The sequence below is a fragment of the Pseudomonas imperatae genome, assembly GCF_057128625.1.
Genome location: NZ_JBSKHP010000001.1, coordinates 397914 through 417643 on the forward strand (window position 1 = coordinate 397914; position 19730 = coordinate 417643).

The 19730-nt window shown below is 64.5% G+C and carries 15 protein-coding genes; 8 read left to right on the top strand and 7 right to left on the bottom strand.

Going from position 1 to position 19730, the window contains the following annotated elements:
- Positions 1–126: 126 nt before the first annotated feature.
- The 4 genes from gpgF to ACWKWX_RS01910 form a co-directional block, all read right to left on the bottom strand.
- Entirely contained in the window at positions 127–1122 is a 996-nt protein-coding gene (gene gpgF, locus ACWKWX_RS01895; RefSeq protein WP_483826882.1) for a glucosaminyl phosphatidylglycerol flippase, read from the bottom strand.
- Complete coding sequence (gene gpgD, locus ACWKWX_RS01900; protein WP_416426719.1) at positions 1119–1874, bottom strand: N-acetylglucosaminyl phosphatidylglycerol deacetylase; 756 nt, start codon at positions 1872–1874, stop codon at positions 1119–1121. Before gpgD ends, gpgF begins: the two co-directional genes overlap by 4 nt.
- Entirely contained in the window at positions 1867–2988 is a 1122-nt protein-coding gene (gpgS, locus tag ACWKWX_RS01905; RefSeq protein WP_483826956.1) for an N-acetylglucosaminyl phosphatidylglycerol synthase, read from the bottom strand. The genes gpgD and gpgS overlap by 8 nt, the downstream gene beginning before the upstream one ends.
- A 134-nt stretch (positions 2989–3122) precedes the next feature.
- On the bottom strand, positions 3123–5012 hold the full coding sequence (locus tag ACWKWX_RS01910; protein ID WP_473004392.1) for a methyl-accepting chemotaxis protein: 1890 nt from the start codon (positions 5010–5012) through the stop codon (positions 3123–3125).
- A 150-nt stretch (positions 5013–5162) separates the two neighbouring features.
- Here ACWKWX_RS01910 and ACWKWX_RS01915 point away from each other — a divergent pair, with 150 nt between their 5' ends.
- Entirely contained in the window at positions 5163–6632 is a 1470-nt protein-coding gene (locus ACWKWX_RS01915) for a helicase HerA-like domain-containing protein (RefSeq protein ID WP_483826883.1), read from the top strand.
- A 160-nt stretch (positions 6633–6792) separates the two neighbouring features.
- On the opposite strand, the gene ACWKWX_RS01920 is transcribed toward ACWKWX_RS01915, so the two are convergent.
- Both ACWKWX_RS01920 and ACWKWX_RS01925 read right to left on the bottom strand, forming a co-directional pair.
- Positions 6793–8265 (bottom strand): inorganic phosphate transporter, encoded by a 1473-nt coding sequence (locus ACWKWX_RS01920; protein WP_416426717.1) that lies wholly within the window; start codon positions 8263–8265, stop codon positions 6793–6795.
- A 301-nt stretch (positions 8266–8566) separates the two neighbouring features.
- Positions 8567–8767, bottom strand: a complete 201-nt coding sequence (locus ACWKWX_RS01925; protein ID WP_416427463.1) for a hypothetical protein — start codon at positions 8765–8767, stop codon at positions 8567–8569.
- A gap of 580 nt (positions 8768–9347) precedes the next feature.
- Here ACWKWX_RS01925 and pcaR point away from each other — a divergent pair.
- From pcaR to pcaC, 7 genes are all read left to right on the top strand, one after another.
- Entirely contained in the window at positions 9348–10190 is an 843-nt protein-coding gene (gene pcaR, locus ACWKWX_RS01930) for a pca regulon transcriptional regulator PcaR (RefSeq protein WP_416426716.1), read from the top strand.
- Between the two features lie 267 nt (positions 10191–10457).
- Positions 10458–11804: a 4-hydroxybenzoate transporter PcaK gene (pcaK, locus tag ACWKWX_RS01935; protein WP_416426714.1), complete on the top strand. Its 1347-nt coding sequence runs from the start codon at positions 10458–10460 to the stop codon at positions 11802–11804.
- A 241-nt stretch (positions 11805–12045) separates the two neighbouring features.
- Entirely contained in the window at positions 12046–13251 is a 1206-nt protein-coding gene (pcaF, locus tag ACWKWX_RS01940) for a 3-oxoadipyl-CoA thiolase (RefSeq protein WP_483826884.1), read from the top strand.
- 135 nt (positions 13252–13386) lie between these two features.
- Positions 13387–14676, top strand: a complete 1290-nt coding sequence (locus ACWKWX_RS01945) for an MFS family transporter (protein WP_483826885.1) — start codon at positions 13387–13389, stop codon at positions 14674–14676.
- A 48-nt stretch (positions 14677–14724) separates the two neighbouring features.
- The gene (locus ACWKWX_RS01950; protein ID WP_483826886.1) at positions 14725–16089 is read left to right on the top strand and encodes a 3-carboxy-cis,cis-muconate cycloisomerase; all 1365 of its coding nucleotides are present in this window, start codon (positions 14725–14727) and stop codon (positions 16087–16089) included.
- Between the two features lie 11 nt (positions 16090–16100).
- Positions 16101–16895 carry a 3-oxoadipate enol-lactonase gene (gene pcaD / locus ACWKWX_RS01955; protein WP_416426709.1) on the top strand — a complete coding sequence of 265 codons (795 nt, stop codon included), beginning with the start codon at positions 16101–16103 and terminating at the stop codon, positions 16893–16895.
- 17 nt (positions 16896–16912) lie between these two features.
- Positions 16913–17305 (top strand): 4-carboxymuconolactone decarboxylase, encoded by a 393-nt coding sequence (gene pcaC / locus ACWKWX_RS01960; RefSeq protein ID WP_027976947.1) that lies wholly within the window; start codon positions 16913–16915, stop codon positions 17303–17305.
- A 779-nt stretch (positions 17306–18084) separates the two neighbouring features.
- Here pcaC and ACWKWX_RS01965 read toward each other — a convergent pair.
- Positions 18085–19347: an OprD family porin gene (locus tag ACWKWX_RS01965; protein ID WP_416426707.1), complete on the bottom strand. Its 1263-nt coding sequence runs from the start codon at positions 19345–19347 to the stop codon at positions 18085–18087.
- Between the last annotated feature and the right edge of the window lie 383 nt (positions 19348–19730).

Below are 19730 nucleotides of genomic sequence, written 5' to 3' on the forward strand. Positions count from 1 at the left end.
GTATACCGCAGCGGTGCCAGACCCCGACGTGCAATACCCTCGTAGCAGCGGCCATAGGCCGCGTCTGCAGGCACCGCGCACGCCCAGGCACACCGCGGCGCTGCCGGACGCCGCCTGCGGCAGCTGCTACGGGGTTGGGCGGTGTTTGAGGCGGCGCAGCAGCGGGCCGCCGACCATGGTGGCGAACACCGGGCCGCCGGCAATCAGGTAAAAGTAATAGGTCACCACCCGCCAGATCAGGATCGCCGCCGCCGCGCTGGCCTTGCCCACCATGGGCGCCAGCAGCGCCGCCGAGGTCAGCTCGGCCGCGCCGGCCCCCCCGGGCAGCAGGCTGAATTGGCCAGCACTCAACGACAGCATCTGGATCAGGAACGTCCACGCCCACTCTACGTCCGCCCCCAGCCCGCGCAACGCCAGGTACAGCACGCTGTAGCGCACGCCCCAGTGCAGGCAGGTCAACAGGAAGACCTTGGTCAGCACCGGCCGTGGCAGTTTGCAAGTGTCGGCGAAGGCCTCGAGGAAGCGCAGCAGCTTGCGCGCCCAGCGTCGGCGCTTGGCCACTCCCACGCCGAGGCGGCGCAGCACCTGGCCGTTGCAGCGAATGACCTGGCGATGCCAGCGTACCAGCGCCAGGCCCAGGGCCGTTGCTCCCAGCATCAGCAAGGCACTGAGGGTGAGCAGCCATTGCAGGCCATGGTTGAGGTGGTGAAACAGCGCGTAGAAAAATATCCCGGCCAGCGCGCACAGGAAGAAGGCCAGGTCGCTGAGCTGGTCCATGGCGAACACCGCGCTGGCCCGCGCCGGCCGCACGCCGAAGCGGCCGAGCAACGCCAGCAGCGTCAGCGGCCCGCCGCTGCCACCGGGGCTGGCGCAGATGGCGAACTCGGTGGCCATCACCGTGCCCAGGCAGCGCCGCAGGGTCAGTCGGTCCGCCAGGGCGCCCAGCAACAGGCGCAGGCGCAGGGCGTTGATGCACCAGCACAGGCCGATCATGGCGAACATGGCGGGCCACAACAGCGGCGGGAAGCGTTGCAGTCGCCCGAGCATCTCGGCACCGCCCAGCCACAGCGGGATCAGCACCGCGACCGCGATGGCTGCCGCCAGCCACAGCCAGCGTTTCATGCGGCGCGGCGGGCGACGGCCTGGCGTTGCACCCAGGCCAGCTTGGTCAACGGCTGGCGCCCCTGTTGCAGCAGGCGTTGCAGGGTGTCCAGCCAGTACTGTCGCGAATAATCATGACGCATGTCCACCGGGTGCAGGCCCAGGCGTATGCACGAAGCCTGCTGCCACTGCTGCTCGCGCCAGTCGCTGAGCACCTTGGACAGGCCGCGGCGCCAGGCGCTGCCGGCGCTCCACACCAGGCCCGGAGCCTGGATCTCGGTGAAATCGGGCAGCCGATACAGGTGTTGCGGACCACTGGTATAGCTCAGGGGTAACCGTTGCAATGCGCGGCGGGTGCCTTCGCTCATCAGCCACGCCGGGGCAACGAAACCTTCGACCGGCCAGTCGTTGCGGGCGAACACTTCCAGGCCCGCTTCCAGGCGCATCAGCGCGTCGGCCTCCGACAGCTGGTAGAACTCGCCTTCCCAGGTGTACACCCGGCGCATGAAATACTCGCGCGGGGTGTGCGGCATGGGGCCGTCGTCGGCGTGGTAGAAGCCGTGCAACGCCAGTTCGTCGCCGCGGGCCAGGCGCAGGTCCATCATGCGCCGGAAGGCGGGGAAGTTGTGCAAGTGGTTGTGGTGATGGAAGTCCGGCACCACCAGCAGGGTCATGGGTATGTCGCCCAGGGCATCGACCGCGTCAACGAAGGGCTTGTAGTCTTCCCAGCTTTGCGGGGACACGTCGTGCAGCACCAGTAACACATCAGCCATGGCGAACCACCTTGCGGGCGCTGGTGCCAAGCACCGCGCGGTAATGTTCCAGGAGCCCGGCCACCACGGTGTCCCAGGCGTAATGCTGCTCGGCGTGCAGGCGCGCGCGACGGCCCAGGTCGCCACCCTGGGCGAACAAGTCGCGCACCGCATCGGCCATGGCGTGGGGGTCGTTGGCGCGGCACAACAGGCCGCAGTCCGGTTGCACGATTTCGGTGAACGCGCCGGCCGCGACCGCCACCACCGGGATGCCACTGGCCATGGCTTCGAGAATCACCAGGCCGAAGGTCTCCTGGTCGCCGGCATGCAGCAGCGCGTCGGCGCTGGCCAGCAGCCTTGCCAGCTCGTGGGCAGGGCGGAAGTTGTCCATCACCGTGACGTTGCGCGGCACGCTGGCCGGCATGTGCGAGCCCACCAGCAGCAGGTGGTACTTGGGACCCAGGCGCTTCATGCACTGCAGCAGCACCGGCAGGTTCTTTTCCTTGGAGCCGCGGCCGGCGAATATCAGCAGGCGCACGTCGTCGCCCAGGCCCAGTTCGGCGCGCAGGCCGGGGTCGCGGCGCTGGGGGTTGAAGGTGGCGAGGTCCACGCCCAGGCGCTGCACATGCACATTGCCCACGCCCAGGCCGCGCAGCTTGTCGGCCATCACCTGGCTGGGCGCCAGCACCCGGTCGAAGTTGCCGTACAGCTTGCTGACGTAGGCCTCGACGTTGGGGGTGAACCAGTTGCCCATGCGGTTGCTCACCAGCAGCGGCAGATCGGAGTGGTAGAAGCCGATGACGGGCACGTCCAGCTGGCGTCGCGCGTCGAGGGCGGCCCAGGCGGTGAGGTAGGGATCACCCACCTCGATCAGGTCCGGTTGCAGGTCCTTGAGCACGTTGCGCCAGGGCGCCAGGCGCAGGGGGAAGCGGTAGCCATTGCCAAAGGGCAGGGCGGGGGCCGGCACCTGGTAGATGCCGTTGTCTTCATTCAAGGCCGGGCCGGGTATCAGCAGGCTGTGGCGAACCCCGGGCGTGACCATCAGGCGACGGTGTTTGGCATCAAGATAGGTTCTCACGCCACCGCTGGCGGGGGCGTAGAACATGGTGATGTCAGCGATATGCACGATCGGTATCCCTGCGCAGTGTCATTCCCTTAGGTTGACCGCTGGCAGGGACAGTTGTTTCATCCGCATGTGGGAGCTGGCTTGCCAGCGAGCTTTTGTGCCCGAACAGCTCGCTGGCAAGCCAGCTCCCACAGGTTTCAGGCTCAGATGCGGAAGCTGCCCACCAGTTGCTTGAGGCGGGTGGCCTGTTGTTCCAGGTCCGAGCAGGCGCGCAGGGTGGAGTGCAGGTTCTCGATGCCTTCCTGGTTGAGGGTGTTGATCTCGTTGATGTCCATGTTGATGGAGTCGACCACGGCGGTCTGTTCCTCGGTGGCGGTGGCCACCGACTGGTTCATGCCGTCGATCTCGCCGATGCGCACGGTCACGCTGCCCAGGCGCTCGCCGGCCTGGTTGGCGATGGACACGCTGTCCTGGCTGTGGCGCTGGCTTTCGCCCATGGTGCTCACCGAGGCGCGAGCGCCCACTTGCAGCTCCTCAATCATGGCCTGCACCTGCTGCGCCGATTCCTGCGTGCGGTGGGCCAGGTTGCGCACTTCATCGGCCACCACCGCGAAGCCGCGGCCGGCTTCACCGGCACGCGCGGCCTCGATGGCGGCGTTGAGCGCCAGCAGGTTGGTCTGCTGGGAGATGCTGGTGATCACCTCCAGGATCTGGCCGATGTTCACGGTCTTGCTGTTCAGCGTCTCGATGTGGCCGCTGGAGGTGCTGATCAGGTCCGACAGGCGGTTCATGGCCTGGATGCTGTTTTCCACCACTTGCTGGCCTTCCTCGGCCAGGCGCCGGGCGCTGGTGGCCTGTTGCGAGGCTTGCGCGGCGTTGTGGGCAATTTCCTGGGCGGCGGCGCCAAGCTGGTTGATCGCCGCGGCCACGCTGTTGGTGCGGTTGGATTGCTCGTCGGAGTTGAGCATCGACGAGTTCGAGGCCGCGACCACGCGCAGCGCCACTTCGTTGACCTGCTCGGTGGCCGACGACACCTCGCGGATCGAGCCGTGGATACGTTCGACGAAGCGGTTGAAGGCGCGGCCCAGCATGCCGAACTCGTCGTTGCCGTTGATCTGCAGGCGGCGGGTCAGGTCGCCTTCGCCTTCGGCGATGTTTTCCATGGCACGGATCATGGTGTGCAGCGGGCCCATCAGCACGCGGATCAGCATGCCCAGCAGGGCGATGATGATGACCACGGCCACCACGGTGGCGATCATGGCCGAGGTGCGGAATTGCGACAGCATGGCAAAAGCCTTGTCCTTGTCCACGGACAGGCCGATGTACCAGTTCACCGAGGGCAGGCCCTTGACCGGGGCGAAGGTGACGATGCGCGTCTTGCCGCCAATCTCCACTTCATGCAGGGCGCTGTCGAGCTTCAGGTCGCTGCCCGGTGCCATGTCGTTGAGGGTCTTCATCACCAGGTCGCGGTTGGGGTGTACCAGGATCTTGCCGTCGGCACTCACCAGGAACGCATGGCCCATGCCGCCGAAGTCCAGCGAGCGGATGATCTTGTCCATGGTGTCCAGGCTCAGGTCGCCGCCCACCACGCCCAGGTTGGCGTTGCCCTGGTTGGCCGCCTGCACGATGGAGATCACCAGCTTGCCGGTGCTCATGTCGATGTAGGGTTCGGTCAGCAGTGGGCCACTGGTCGCCAGGCCGCTTTTGTACCAGGGCCGTACGCGCGGGTCATAGCCAGCGGGCATGGTGGCTTCTGGCTTGTTATAGAAGTTGCCCTGGGGATCGCCCAGGTAAATATTGAGGAAGTTGTTGTTGAGCGTCGGTTGTTCCAGCACGCGGTTGACGTTGGCCGGCTCCGGGTTCAGGCGGATGTTTTCCACCACGTTCTGCACCAGCAGGATACGGCCGCCCAGCCAGTTGCTGATGTTGGTCGAAGTGACGTCGCCCATTTCATGCAGGTAGCTTTCCAGGTCCTTGCGGATCGCATTGCGTTGCAGGTAATCGTTATACAAGGTGAACAACGCAAAGGCGGCCAGCACGATAAGCGAGGCCGCGATGAGAATCTTGTGGCTGAATCTCAGGTTTTTATTCATGGGGGATACGATCCGCTAAGGTCTTAATTCGGGGCAGGTGGATTAAGCAGTGCCTTCATCCCTAAAAGGCGGGGCGAACGTTTTTTAAAGTTTGGGTCTTCCACCCGCTATATCGACTGCGGCGCGAGAAAACTTAAGCGAGGTGACGAAATGCCTGACGTTGCGCAATTGCTCATCGGGGCCGACCAGGCCGGCCAGCCCCTGGGCCAGGACCTGCGCCTGGCCAACCGTCACGGCCTGATCGCCGGCGCCACCGGCACCGGCAAGACCGTCACCTTGCAGCGCCTGGCCGAAGGTTTCAGCGACGCCGGGGTGGCGGTGTTCGCTGCCGACATCAAGGGCGACCTGTGCGGCCTGGGCGCGGCGGGTGCGCCCAGCGGCAAGATCGCCGAGCGCATCGCCGGCATGCCGTGGCTGCAGCATCGGCCCCAGGCCTACCCGGTGACCCTGTGGGATGTGCACGGCCACAGCGGCCACCCGCTGCGCACCACCTTGAGCGAGATGGGGCCGTTGTTGCTGGGCAGCCTGCTGGAACTCAACGACAGCCAGCAGGCGGCGCTGTACGCGGCGTTCAAGGTGGCCGACCGCGATGGCCTGCTGTTGCTGGACCTCAAGGATTTGAAAGCGCTGCTGGGTTACCTGCGTGACAACTCCCAGGTGCTGGGCGACGACAGCGCGCTGATGACCACCGGCTCCAGCCAGGCCCTGTTGCGGCGCCTGGCCACCCTGGAACAGCAAGGTGCCGAAGCGCTGTTCGGCGAGCCGGCGCTGCAACTGCAGGACCTGCTGGCACCGGCCGCCGATGGCCGCGGGCGCATCCACCTGCTGGACGCCAGCCGCCTGGTGCACGAGGCGCCAAAGGTCTACGCGACCTTCCTGCTGTGGCTGCTGGCCGAGTTGTTCGAGCAACTTCCCGAGCGCGGCGACGCCGACAAGCCGCTGCTGGCGCTGTTCTTCGACGAAGCGCACCTGTTGTTTGCCGGCACCCCCAAGGCGCTGCAGGACCGCCTGGAACAGGTGGTGCGGTTGATCCGCTCCAAGGGCGTGGGCGTGTACTTCGTTACCCAGTCGCCGGCCGACCTGCCGGACAACGTCCTGGCGCAGCTGGGCCTGCGCGTGCAGCACGGCCTGCGGGCGTTCACCGCCAAGGAGCAGAAGGCGCTGAAGGCGGTGGCCGATGGTTTTCGTCCCAACCCGGCGTTCGACAGCCTGGCGGTGCTGACCGAACTGGGCATCGGCGAAGCGCTGGTGGGCACCCTGCAGGACAAGGGCACCCCGGCCATGGTCCAGCGCGTGCTGGTGGCGCCGCCGCAGTCGCGCATCGGGCCGTTGAGCGAAGCGGAGCGCGCGGCCATTATCGCCGCCTCGCCGCTGGCGGGGCGTTATGACCAGCCCATCGACCGGGAATCGGCCTATGAAATGCTGCTGGCACGCAAGGCGCCGGCGCCCCAGGAAGCGGCGCCCACAGAGCCGAGCCTGGCGGACAAGGCCGGGGAACTGCTGGGGGGGGTAGCGGGGCAGGCGTTGAAGTCGGCCATGCGCCAGGCGGCGAACCAGCTGGGGCGCGAGTTGGTGCGGGGGCTGATGGGGTCGTTGTTGGGCGGCAAGAAGCGCCGGTGAGCGTGATGTTCGCTGTAGCAGCGGCCGCAGGTCGCGTCCAAGGCGCCGCGCTTTCCCCGGCACGCCGCAGCGAAACCGGACGCAGCCTTCGGCAGCTGCTACGGGTTTGCTTCAGGCATGAAAAAGGCGCCCCGGGGCGCCTTTTTCAACAGCGGTGGTTTTACGCCACGACTTTCGACGACAGCCAGAACAGCCCGGCCGCCAGCGCCATCGACGCCGGCAGGGTCAGCACCCAGGCCAGCATGATGGTCTTGATGGTGCCGCCCTGCAGGCCGCTCTTGTTCGCCACCATGGTGCCGGCCACGCCCGAGGACAGCACGTGGGTGGTCGACACCGGCAGCGCAAAGACGTTGGCCAGGCCAATCGACAGCGCCGCGGTGATCTGCGCCGACATGCCCTGGGCGTAGGTCATGCCCTGCTTGCCGATCTTCTCGCCGATGGTCAGCACCACGCGCTTCCAGCCGATCATGGTGCCCAGGCCCAGGGCCAGGGCCACTGCAACCACGACCCAGAAGGGCGCGTATTCGGTGGTGGTGGTCAGGTCCTTGCGCAGTTTCTCCAGGTCCGACTTCTCACGCGAATCCAGGGCCGGCAGCTTGCCGACCTGGCGCGCGGTGTCATCCAGGCACAGCAGGTAGCGGCGTACTTCGATGCGCTTCTCGGCGGGCAGGGTGTGGTAGTCGGACACGCCGTTGAGGGTGGTCATCAGCGCATTGATGGTCGGCTCGGTCTGCTGCGGCTCGCAGCGGAACTGGTCCGGCAGGTCGCCGCTCTGGGCCTTGCCCAGGGCCAGGTACTCGCCCAGGGTCGCTTCGTTGCGCTTGTAGAACTGGCTCAAGTGCACGGTGGCGTCGCGGGTGCGTTCGATCTGGTAGGTGGTGCTGCTCAGGTCCAGCACGAACTGCGCCGGCACGATGCCGATCAGCACCAGCATGATCAGGCCGATGCCTTTCTGGCCGTCGTTGGAACCGTGCACGAAGCTCACGGCCATGGCCGAGACCACCAGTACCAGGCGGTTCCAGAACGGCGGGTGCTTCTTGGAGTCGGTCCGTTTGCGCTCGTCAGGAGTCTTGTGCATGTTCGACAGCGGGCGCCAGGCCTTCAGCGCGATCAGCACCAGGGCGGCCAGGAAGAAGCCGACGATGGGTGAGACCACCAGCGAGGCGCCGATGTCGATTGCCTTCTGCCAGTTCACGCCCTTGCCCAGCGGGATGTGGTTGATCATGGCGTTGGCCAGGCCCACGCCCAGGATAGAACCGATCAGCGTGTGCGAGCTGGACGACGGAATGCCGAAGTACCAGGTGCCCAGGTTCCAGGCGATGGCGGCGGCCAGCAGCGAGAACACCATGGCCAGGCCCTGGCCGGTGTTGACGTTGATCAGCAGCTCGACCGGCAGCAGGTGAACGATTGCGTAGGCAACGCCCACGCCGCCAAACAACACCCCCAGGAAGTTGAAGGCGCCGGAAAAGAACACGGCCAGGTGTGGCGGCATGGCTTTGGTATAAATGACTGTAGCGACCGCGTTGGCGGTGTCATGAAAGCCATTGATGAACTCGAAAGCCAGGACAAAGGCGAGAGCGAAGAAAAGGCTCACCAGTACCCAGGCGTCGACTCCGTGGAATAAATCAATCATGAAGGTTTTCTGACCCGGTCATAAGGGGGCGCGATTATGCCAGAAAACCCCGGAAATCGATGCCCCTGCTGCTCACTGGTAACAAATTTCGACAATTTGGTCAGGTCGACCGAGCGCTTCCCGCCTGTGGCTACAGGCAGGGCGGGGCCGCTAAACAGCGGGCTTTGGCGGGAAAAACGCAACCTCGAGCGCCTGTTCAGGCACCCTCAAACGGGCGTATGAAATTTCCCTGTCACCCGATAGTCATCACTCGGTCATGATGCGTGCCGCACCGGGCACGCCATCAGAGTGCGATCAGGCGTCAAGGTTCCTCGCCTTTCAAATCCTTTTCGATTTTCTGGATTTCCTGGGCGAACGCCTGGTCGAGCAGGGTGGCCCGCTTGCGCCACGGCTTGCGTTCCGGCTCGGGCTGGGCGGCGTAAGTGGTGACTTCGCCACCGTAAACTTCCTTGTAACGTTGTTCCTGGCGCTCAAGTTCCGCGCGCAGTTCATCTTTCGTCACATTGTTACCTAATGGTCCGTTGTATTCCGGTGTTTGCGCACTGCCACGAGGGGCAGGCGGCCACGTCACCAGAACGGGGGCTGTCGTAGCAACAGTCTGGTTATTGGTCGAGGCCGGCAGTGGGGTGCCGGACATGCATGGGCGGGGTGGGGTGGCCCAGGCAAGGTGTTTGCCGCCGTGAACTAAACTATCACGAGGCTTACGGAAAATATTATAGCAACCCGTGCAGATAACACTATCGGCACGGTAACGACGTATCTGCAAGTTTCGTGTGTTTTTTGTTACGGCGATAAACAACGGTTTGAACAACAACGCTGTTGCAAGATGCCTTCGGGCATACCAGGGCAGCCGCAAGGAAAGAAAAACGGCCTTGCCTGGGCAAGGCCGTGCCTGGGACTTCTTTGGTGGGTACCTGACCAGTCTCTCCAAGAAGCCACATGGTGGCAGTGAAAAGGTATAAGCAACCCGTCGAATCGTCAATTGCGATTATCGGCCAATCGTTCGATAATCGCCCTTCGGGAACGCTTTTTTCTCAGGCAGCGGTGCCCGTCGTACTGATTGACCATGCAAAGGACCCGGAATGAACGATCAACTGCGCAATTCATTCACTTCACTGGCCCCGCCCATCGTGGCGTCGCCGGCCAAGCGTATCCAGGCCTTCGCCGGCGATCCGGACTTCATGACCTCGCTGGCGCGCGGGCTTGCCGTGGTGCAGGCGTTCCAGGAGCGCAAGCGCCACCTGACCATCGCCCAGATCAGCCACCGCACCGAGATCCCTCGTGCAGCCGTGCGCCGCTGCCTGCACACGCTGATCAAGCTGGGCTATGCCACCACCGACGGGCGCACCTATTCGCTGCTGCCCAAGGTGCTGACCCTGGGCCACGCCTACCTGTCGTCCACGCCGCTGGCGGTTACCGCCCAGCCGTACCTGGACAGCATGAGCGAGCAACTGCACGAGGCCTGCAACATGGCTACCCTGGAAGGCGACGACATCCTTTATATCGCCCGTTCCGCCACCACCCAGCGGTTGATCTCGGTGGACCTGGCGGTGGGCGGGCGGCTGCCGGCCTACTGCACGTCCATGGGCCGCATCCTGCTGGCGGCACTGGACGACGTGACCCTCAAGGACTACCTCGACCACGTCGAGCTGCAGCCCAAGACCAGCCGCACCCTGACATCGCGCGAAGCGCTGCTCGAATGCCTGCAGCTGGTGCGCCAGCAGGGCTGGTGCATCGTCGACCAGGAACTGGAGCAGGGCCTGCGCTCCATCGCCGTGCCGGTGTACGACGCCTCGGGCCAGGTGCTGGCCGCGCTGAACGTCAGCACCCACGCCGGCCGTGCCAGCCGCACCGACCTTGAACAGCGCATCCTGCCGATCATGCTCAACGCCAGCCGCGGCCTCAGCGCGCAATTGTTCTCCTGAGCCACCCAGCGGTTGCTGTTCGATAAACGCACAGATCCACGTTTGTCGAATTGCGCCGCGCAGCGCTGCTGATTAATGTCGCCCGCACAGGTCGAGCCCGACTCGACCCTTCCAATAATAAAGTGCAGAGGTTGACCCCATGACTCCGATCCCCTTCGTGCGCCTGCGATCCTGCGGAACCTGACCCCCCCTTTCAGCTATTCTTTTGAATATGCGGCCCCGTGCCTGCATACGTGCGCTTGCGCGTCTCTTGCGGAAATAAAAATAATGAATCGTCCCCAAACCGCTGTAGGGAACTGCCTCGATGTGCAGTCCTTCATCAACGCCCAGCCGCTGTCTCGCTACCAATGGCGAGTGGTCATCCTGTGCTTCCTGATTGTCTTCCTCGATGGCCTGGACACCGCCGCCATGGGCTTCATCGCCCCGGCGCTGTCCCAGGACTGGGGCATCGACCGCGCCAGCCTCGGCCCGGTGATGAGCGCCGCGCTGATCGGCATGGTGTTCGGCGCCCTGGGCTCCGGCCCGCTGGCCGACCGCTTCGGCCGCAAGGTGGTGCTAGTCGGCGCGGTGCTGCTGTTCGGCGCCTTCAGCCTGGCGTCGGCCTACAGCGGTAACGTCGACCAGTTGCTGGTGTTGCGCTTCCTCACCGGCCTGGGCCTGGGCGCCGGCATGCCCAACGCCACCACGCTGCTGTCCGAGTACACGCCCGAGCGCTTCCGCTCGCTGTTGGTCACCAGCATGTTCTGCGGCTTCAACCTGGGCATGGCCGGCGGCGGCTTCATTTCCGCCAAGCTGATCCCGGCCTACGGCTGGCACAGCCTGCTGCTGGTGGGCGGCCTGCTGCCGATCGTGCTGGGCGTGGTGCTGCTGGTGTGGCTGCCTGAATCGGCGCGCTTCCTGGTGGTGCGCAACCGTGGCACCGACCGCATCCGCAAGACCCTGGCGCCCATCGCCCCGGCGGTGGTGGCCGAGGCGGGCAGCTTCAGCGTGCCGGAACAGAAGACCGTGAAGGGCCGCAACGTGCTGGCGGTGATCTTCTCGGGCACCTACAGCGCCGGCACCCTGCTGCTGTGGCTGACCTATTTCATGGGGCTGGTGATCGTCTACCTGCTGACCAGTTGGCTGCCGACGCTGATGCGTGACAGCGGCGCCAGCATGGAACAGGCCGCCTTCATCGGCGCGCTGTTCCAGTTCGGCGGCGTGCTCAGCGCCGTGGGCGTGGGCTGGGCCATGGACCGTTTCAACCCGCACAAGGTCATCGGCACCTTCTACCTGCTGGCCGGCGTGTTTGCCTACGCCGTGGGCCAGAGCCTGGGCCACATCACCGTGCTGGCGACCCTGGTGCTGGTGGCGGGCATGTGCGTGAACGGCGCGCAATCGGCGATGCCATCGCTGGCCGCGCGTTTCTACCCCACCCAGGGCCGCGCCACCGGCGTATCGTGGATGCTGGGCATCGGCCGCTTCGGCGCCATCCTGGGTGCCTGGATGGGCGCGACCCTGCTGGGCCTGGGCTGGAACTTCGAACAGGTGCTGACCGCGTTGGTGATCCCGGCGGCGCTGGCCACCACGGCCGTGGTCATCAAAGGCATGGTCAGCCACGCTGACGCGACCTGAGTGTTGATTCTTGTGGGAGCTGGCTTGCCAGCGAGCTTTTCGAGGCCCCAAAGCTCGCTGGCAAGCCAGCTCCCACAAAGTGCATAGCAAGGCAAGGATTGGTTCGGTGATCGCACACAAGGTCGATTATCGGATTGTTTCAACAAATTCGGCAGCTTACTCTGCTACCCATTCCGGCGTGCCCCTCGCGCCTTTTTTTATTCTGAGCTGCCACCGCTCACGGCCCGTTACCAGGAGAAGATTGATGCGTGAAGTATTCATCTGCGACGCGATTCGCACCCCCATCGGCCGTTTTGGCGGTGGCCTGTCCACCGTGCGTGCCGATGACCTGGCGGCTGCGCCCATCAAGGCCCTGATCGAACGCAACCCGCAAGTGGACTGGACCGCGGTGGACGAAGTGTTCCTGGGCTGCGCCAACCAGGCCGGCGAAGACAACCGCAACGTGGCGCGCATGGCGCTGCTGCTGGCCGGCCTGCCCGAGTCCATCCCTGGCGTTACCCTGAACCGCCTGTGCGCCTCGGGCATGGACGCCATCGGCACTGCCTTCCGCGCCATCGCCAGCGGCGAAATGGAGCTGGCCATCGCCGGCGGCGTCGAGTCCATGTCCCGCGCCCCGTTCGTGATGGGCAAGGCTGACGCGGCCTTCTCGCGCAACATGAAGCTGGAAGACACCACCATCGGCTGGCGCTTCATCAACCCGCTGATGAAGGCCCAGTACGGCGTGGACGCCATGCCACAGACCGCCGACAACGTCGCCGACGACTACAAGGTTTCGCGCGCCGACCAGGACGCCTTCGCCGTGCGCAGCCAGCAGCGCACCGCTGCCGCCCAGGCCGCCGGCTACTTCGCCGAGGAAATCGTGCCCGTGCGTGTTGCCCATAAGAAGGGCGAGACCATCGTCGACACCGACGAGCACCCACGCGCCGACACCACCCTGGAAACCCTGGCCAAGCTCAAGCCGGTCAACGGCCCGGACAAGACCGTCACCGCCGGCAACGCCTCGGGCGTCAACGACGGCGCCGCCGCGCTGATCCTGGCCTCGGCCGAAGCCGTGAAGAAGCACGGCCTCAAGCCACGTGCCCGGGTGCTGGGCATGGCCAGCGCCGGCGTTGCCCCGCGCGTCATGGGCATCGGCCCGGTGCCAGCGGTACGCAAGCTGATCGAGCGCCTGGGCGTGGCGGTCAACGATTTCGACGTCATCGAACTCAACGAAGCCTTCGCCAGCCAAGGTTTGGCCGTGATGCGCGAACTGGGCCTGGCCGACGACGCCCCACAGGTCAACCCCAACGGCGGCGCCATTGCCCTGGGCCACCCGCTGGGCATGAGCGGCGCGCGCATCGTCATGACCGCCTTGCACCAGCTGGAGAAAACCGGCGGCAAGAAAGGCCTGGCGACCATGTGCGTCGGCGTTGGCCAAGGCCTGGCACTGGCCATCGAACGCGTCTGATACAGAGCAGTCCGGTTACCCGAAACGCCCATCGGCCTCCACGCAAGGCCGCTGGGCTTTCGGGTAATTGTTTTGTTGAGGGAGGTTGTTACGGTATATGTCTTACCAGTACCAACCTTAACGAGTGATAAGAACATGACAACAACTCACTACACCGGCGAAGAGCGGAGCAAACGCATCTTTGCAATCGTCGGCGCTTCCTCGGGCAACCTGGTCGAATGGTTCGACTTCTACGTGTATGCCTTCTGCGCGATTTACTTCGCACCGCATTTCTTCCCGTCCGCCGATGCCACCGTGCAGTTGCTCAACACCGCAGGCGTGTTCGCGGCCGGCTTCCTGATGCGCCCCATCGGCGGCTGGATCTTTGGCCGCGTGGCCGACCGCCACGGCCGCAAGAACTCCATGATGATCTCGGTGCTGATGATGTGCGCCGGTTCGCTGGTGATCGCCTGCCTGCCAGGCTATGAAAGCATCGGCCTGTGGGCCCCGGCCCTGCTGCTGTTGGCGCGCCTGTTCCAGGGCCTGTCGGTGGGCGGCGAATACGGCACCACCGCTACCTATATGAGTGAAGTGGCCCTGCGTGGCCAGCGTGGCTTCTTCGCCTCCTTCCAGTACGTGACCCTGATCGGCGGCCAATTGCTGGCCGTGCTGGTAGTGGTGATTTTGCAGCAAGTGCTCAGCGAGGACGAACTGCGTGCCTGGGGCTGGCGTATTCCGTTCGTGGTCGGCGCCATTGCCGCGGTGATCTCGCTGCTGCTGCGTCGTACCCTGAAGGAAACCACCAGCGCCGAGACCCGCAAGGACAAGGACGCCGGCAGCATCGTCGGGCTGTTCCGCAACCACACCCCGGCCTTCATCACCGTGCTGGGCTACACCGCCGGCGGCTCGCTGATCTTCTACACCTTCACCACTTACATGCAGAAGTACCTGGTGAACACCGCGGGCATGACCGCCAAGACCTCCAGCTTCGTGATGACCGGTGCGCTGTTCTTCTATATGTGCATGCAGCCACTGTTCGGCATGCTGGCCGACAAGATCGGCCGTCGCGCCTCGATGCTGTGGTTCGGTGCCTTGGGCACCTTGTTCACCCTGCCGATCCTGCTGGTGCTGAAGACCGTGACCAGCCCGTTCCTGGCGTTCGTGCTGATTACCCTGGCCCTGGCCATCGTTAGCTTCTACACCTCGATCAGCGGCCTGGTAAAAGCCGAGATGTTCCCGCCGCAGGTGCGCGCCCTGGGCGTGGGCCTGGCCTACGCCGTGGCCAACGCCATCTTTGGTGGTTCGGCGGAATTCGTCGCCCTGAGCTTCAAGACCGGCGGCAACGAAAACGCGTTCTATTGGTACGTGACGATCATGATGGCCATTGCCTTCCTGTTCAGCCTGCGCCTGCCCAAGCAGCCGTCGTACCTGCATCACGATCACTGATCCAGCCAGCGCGCGCCTGACACGGGCGCGCGCCTTTAAGGAAGGTTTATGAGCGAGAGACCGAGCAACCAACTGTTCGACGCCTACTTCAGCGCCGATGCCATGCGCGACATTTTCAGCGACCGTGGCCGCGTGCAGGGCATGCTGGATTTCGAAGCGGGCCTGGCCCGTGCCGAGGCCCGCGCCGGGGTGATTCCTGCTGAAGCGGTGGCGCCGATCGAGGCGGCCTGCCAGGCCTCTCGCTACGATTACCAGGCGCTGGGCCAGGCCATTTGCAGCGCCGGCAACTCGGCCATTCCGCTGGTGAAAATGCTCGGCAAGCAGATCGCCAGCCAGGCGCCGGAAGCCGAGCGCTACGTGCACCTGGGCGCCACCAGCCAGGACGTGATGGACAGCGGCCTGGTGCTGCAACTGCGCGATGCCCTGCAGCTGCTGGAAGCCCGCCTGGCCACCCTGGGCGACTCCCTGGCGCGCCAGGCCGAGCGCTACAAGGCCACGCCACTGGCGGGCCGCACCTGGCTGCAACACGCCACGCCCGTGACCCTGGGCATGAAAATAGCCGGCTGGCTGGGTGCGGTCACCCGCAGCCGCCAACGCCTGCAAGAACTCAAGCCGCGCCTGCTGGTGCTGCAATTCGGCGGCGCTTCCGGCTCCCTGGCGGCACTGGGCGACAACGCCATGCCCGTGGCTGAAGCCCTGGCCCAAGAGCTGCAACTGACCCTGCCCGATCAGCCCTGGCACACCCAGCGCGACCGCCTGGTGGAGTTCGCCTCGGTGCTGGGCCTGGTCGCCGGCAGCCTGGGCAAGCTGGGCCGTGACGTCAGCCTGCTGATGCAGACCGAAGCAGCCGAAGTCTTCGAACCCTCGGCGCCGGGCAAGGGTGGCTCGTCCACCATGCCGCACAAGCGCAACCCGGTGGGCGCCGCCGTGCTGATCGGCGCCGCTACCCGCGTGCCGGGCCTGGTCTCGACCATGTTCGCCGCCATGCCCCAGGAGCACGAGCGCAGCCTGGGCCTGTGGCACGCCGAGTGGGACACCCTGCCGGAGATCTGCTGCCTGGTGGCCGGCGCCCTGGAGCAGGCGCAGCTGTTCGCCGACGGCCTGGAAGTGGACGCCGCGCGCATGCTCAAGAACCTCGACCTGACCCAGGGCCTGGTGCTGGCCGAAGCGGTCAGTATCGTCCTGGCCCAGCGCCTGGGCCGCGACGCCGCGCACCATCTGCTGGAGCAGTGCTGCAAGCGCGCCGTGGCCGAAAAGCGCCACCTGCGCGCCGTGCTCGGCGACGAGCCGAAGGTGACCGCCGAACTTTCCGCGGACGAGCTTGATCGTCTGCTCGACCCCGCGCACTACCTGGGCCAGGCACAAACCTGGGTCGAGCGTGCCGTGGCTGAACATTCCCGTTTTAGTGCCTGAGGAGAACCGTTGTGGGCAAGATTCAACTCGCTGATGGTGAACTGAACTACCAACTCGATGGCCCGGCTGACGCGCCGGTGCTGGTGATGTCCAACTCCCTGGGCACGTCCCTGGAAATGTGGGACACGCAGATCGCCGGCCTGACCCAGCATTTCCGCGTGTTGCGCTATGACACTCGCGGCCACGGCGGTTCCCTGGTTACCGAGGGCCCGTACAGCATCGAGCAACTGGGCGGCGACGTGATTGCCCTGCTGGACGCCCTGCACATCGAGCGCGCGCATTTCTGCGGCCTGTCCATGGGCGGCCTGATCGGCCAATGGCTCGGCATCAATGCCAGCGAGCGCCTGCACCGCCTGATCGTCTGCAACACCGCGGCCAAGATCGGCAACCCCGACGTGTGGAACCCGCGCATCGAGATGGTCCTGCGCGACGGCCAGGCGGCCATGGTCTCCCTGCGCGACGCCTCCATCGCGCGCTGGTTCACCCCTGACTACGCTGAGGCCAACCCGGCCGAAGCCAAGCGCATCACCGACATGCTGGCCGCCACCTCGCCCCAGGGCTACGCGGCCAACTGCGGCGCGGTGCGTGACGCCGACTTCCGCGAGCAGCTGGGCGCCATCAAGGTGCCGACCCTGGTCATCGCCGGCACCGGCGACGCGGTCACCACCCCGGCCGACGGCCGCTTCCTGCAAGAACACATCAAGGGCGCCGAATACGCCGAGTTCTATGCGGCGCACCTGTCCAACGTGCAGGTTGGCGAACCCTTCACCCAGCGCGTGCTGGATTTCCTGCTGGCCAAACACTGATAGTCGAGGAGTCATCCGTGGACGAGAAAGAACGCTACAACGAAGGCATGAAAGTTCGCCGCGCGGTGCTGGGCGACGCCCACGTGGACCGCAGCCTGACCAACATCACTGAGTTCAACGGTGAGTTCCAGGAAATGATCACCCGCCACGCCTGGGGTGACATCTGGACTCGTCCGGGCCTGCCGCGCCACACTCGCAGCCTGATCACCATTGCCATGCTGATCGGCATGAACCGCAATGAAGAATTGAAGCTGCACCTGCGTGCTGCGGCCAACAACGGCGTGACCCGCGCGGAGATCAAGGAAGTGCTGATGCAGAGCGCGATCTACTGCGGTATTCCGGCGGCTAATGCTACGTTCCACCTGGCGGAGTCGGTGTGGGATGAGTTGGGTGTTGAGTCGCGCGAATAAGCGCGGCGCGGACTAACAGAAAGGGCGATGAGCAATTATTGCCCTTTTTTATTAGCTGTTGGCAGCCACCACCACTATCGGCTTTTGATCTTGATCCCGTGCGGCCTTTGATCTTGATTGTGTGCCCCGTAAAGCGCCAGGGCCGTCGTCCGCTTGATCGGCGCCGGAGGGAGGGGACCCGTAGCGAAGCGTAGGGACCAAGCAGGGGCAAGCCTTTTTTGGTTACTTTTTGAGGCGTTTGTCAAAAAGTGACCCGGCGTAAGGCCGGAAAGGTGAAGTGGCATCACCCGAGAAAATGGATATGTTCATGGCCTTCGAATCCCGCTTCGGCGATTTCGAACATATCCATTTTCGCGGCGAGACCACCGACCGTTTCGCCCTTACGGCGAGTAACTTTTTGGCAGTCGCCCCAAAAAGTCACCAAAAAGGGCTTGCCCCTGCTTGGGCCCTCCGCTGCGCTACGGGTCCCCTCCTTCCGGCGCCGATCAACGGGCAGACGGCACCCGCTATAGAAGCCTGCGGGTTACCGTCTCTTCGGCCTGCGGCCTCGGCCCTTCGGGCAGCCCGTTGATCGACGCCTCCAGTCGGCCCTGGCGCTTTACGGGGCATACAATCAAGATCAAGAGCCAGATCAAAAGCCAGATCAAAAGCCAAAGCAAAAGCCAAAGCAGGTCAACGGCAGGTCAACGGCAGGTCGGCGGCGGGGGAAATGTGGGGGAAGGGCAGAAACGCAACGTCGCCGCAGCCTGACGGCAGCGGCGACGCAGTTGCGGCGGGAGTTACAGGATGCTGATCGGGTACGACACGATCACGCGGTTCTCGTTGAACTGGCTGGTGCCATAGTCACGACGCATGGTCGAGTTGCGCCACCGCAGGTTCAGGTCTTTCAGGGTGCCTTCCTGGAAGGTGTAGGCAATTTCCGATTCGCGGCCCCACTCGCTGCCACCGTCGATGGTCGCGGTGTGGATGTTGTCACCGTGGATGTAGCGGTTCATCAGGGTCAGGCCCGGGACGCCGACGGCGGCGAAGTTGTAGTCATGGCGCAGCTGCCAGGACCGTTCCTGGGCGTTGTCATAGCTGGAGTTGTAGCTGTCGTTCGCCAGGGTGCCGCCGCTGGTGCCGTTGACGCGCATCCAGTTGCTGTCGCCGGTCAGTTTTTGCAGGCCGACGTAGAAGGTGCTGCCGCCATACTTGGCCGAGAGCATGGCCGAGTAGGTGTTGTTGTCCAGCTTGCCGTCCAGCGCGCTGCCGTCATCGGAGCCGTGGAAGTAGCCCAGGTTGGCCCCCAGGGTCCAGGCGCCTACCGGCTGCGAGTGGATCAGTTGCAGGTATTGCTGCTTGTAGATGTCTTCCAGTTGCGAGTACCAGGCGCCTACCAGGGTGCGCTTGTCGTTGAAGGTGTACTCGGCACCGGCGAAGTTGAAGCGATCGGACTCGTGGCTGGTGTTGCCGGTCAGCTGCATGGGCAGCATGCTCGCGTCGTTGCGCGGGCTGTTGTCGCGGAACTGGCCACCGTACAGGGTCAGGTTGGTGATTTCCTTGGAGGTGATCTGCGCGCCGCGGAAGGTCTGTGGCAGCGAACGACCGTCGTCCGAGCGCAGGATCGGCAGCACCGGCATCCACTCGCCCACTTTCAGTTCGGTGTTGGAGATCTTGGCCTTCACTGCCACGCCCAGGCGCCCGAAGTTGTCGACCGCCTTGCCGCTGCTGTCCAGGGGCAGCAGCTGGGTGCCGCTGGTGCCGCCACCGCCGTCGAGTTTCTGCGAGTACAGGCCCAACACATCGACGCCGAAGCCGACCACGCCCTGGGTGAAGCCGGACTTGGCATCGAGGATGAAGTTTTGCGTCCACTCGGCCTGGGTGCCTTGTGGGGCCTTGTCGTCGGTGAAGTTGCGGCCGAAGTAGAAGTTGCGCAGGGTCAGGTTGACCTTGGCGTCTTCGACGAAGCCACCGGTGTCGTCTGCCATCACGGGCAGGGAAGAGCCGGCGATGGCCAGGGCGATCAAGCTGTGAGCGTAGGACGAGCGAGTGATGGCTTTCATTATTGTTCTGGTCTCTCTAATTATTGGCAACAGGGGGCCGTCGCGACGGTTGTTCAAGTCGTCGTGATTCATGCAGTTCTGGCGTTGCGGGTGGGTCAGCTGGAAAGCGGAGAGAGGGTGTGCATGGTGGCTTTACCTGTTGTTATTGTGTTTTTTGTGTTCGGGATCTGGCGATTCCTTCACCGGTCCTGTTGAGCGGATGGTGCTTGGTCGCAAGGGGTGAATCAATCTGTCGCACCTGAAACGGGGCGATAAACGAACACTAACTAACTTGTTAGTTCCGCACAACCCCCTTCATTTTTGTTAGCGCATGTGTTTTATAACATTGATTCTGACAAAATTGACAGAAATTCATCAGTTATCGTACATCTTTGGCGGGCCCT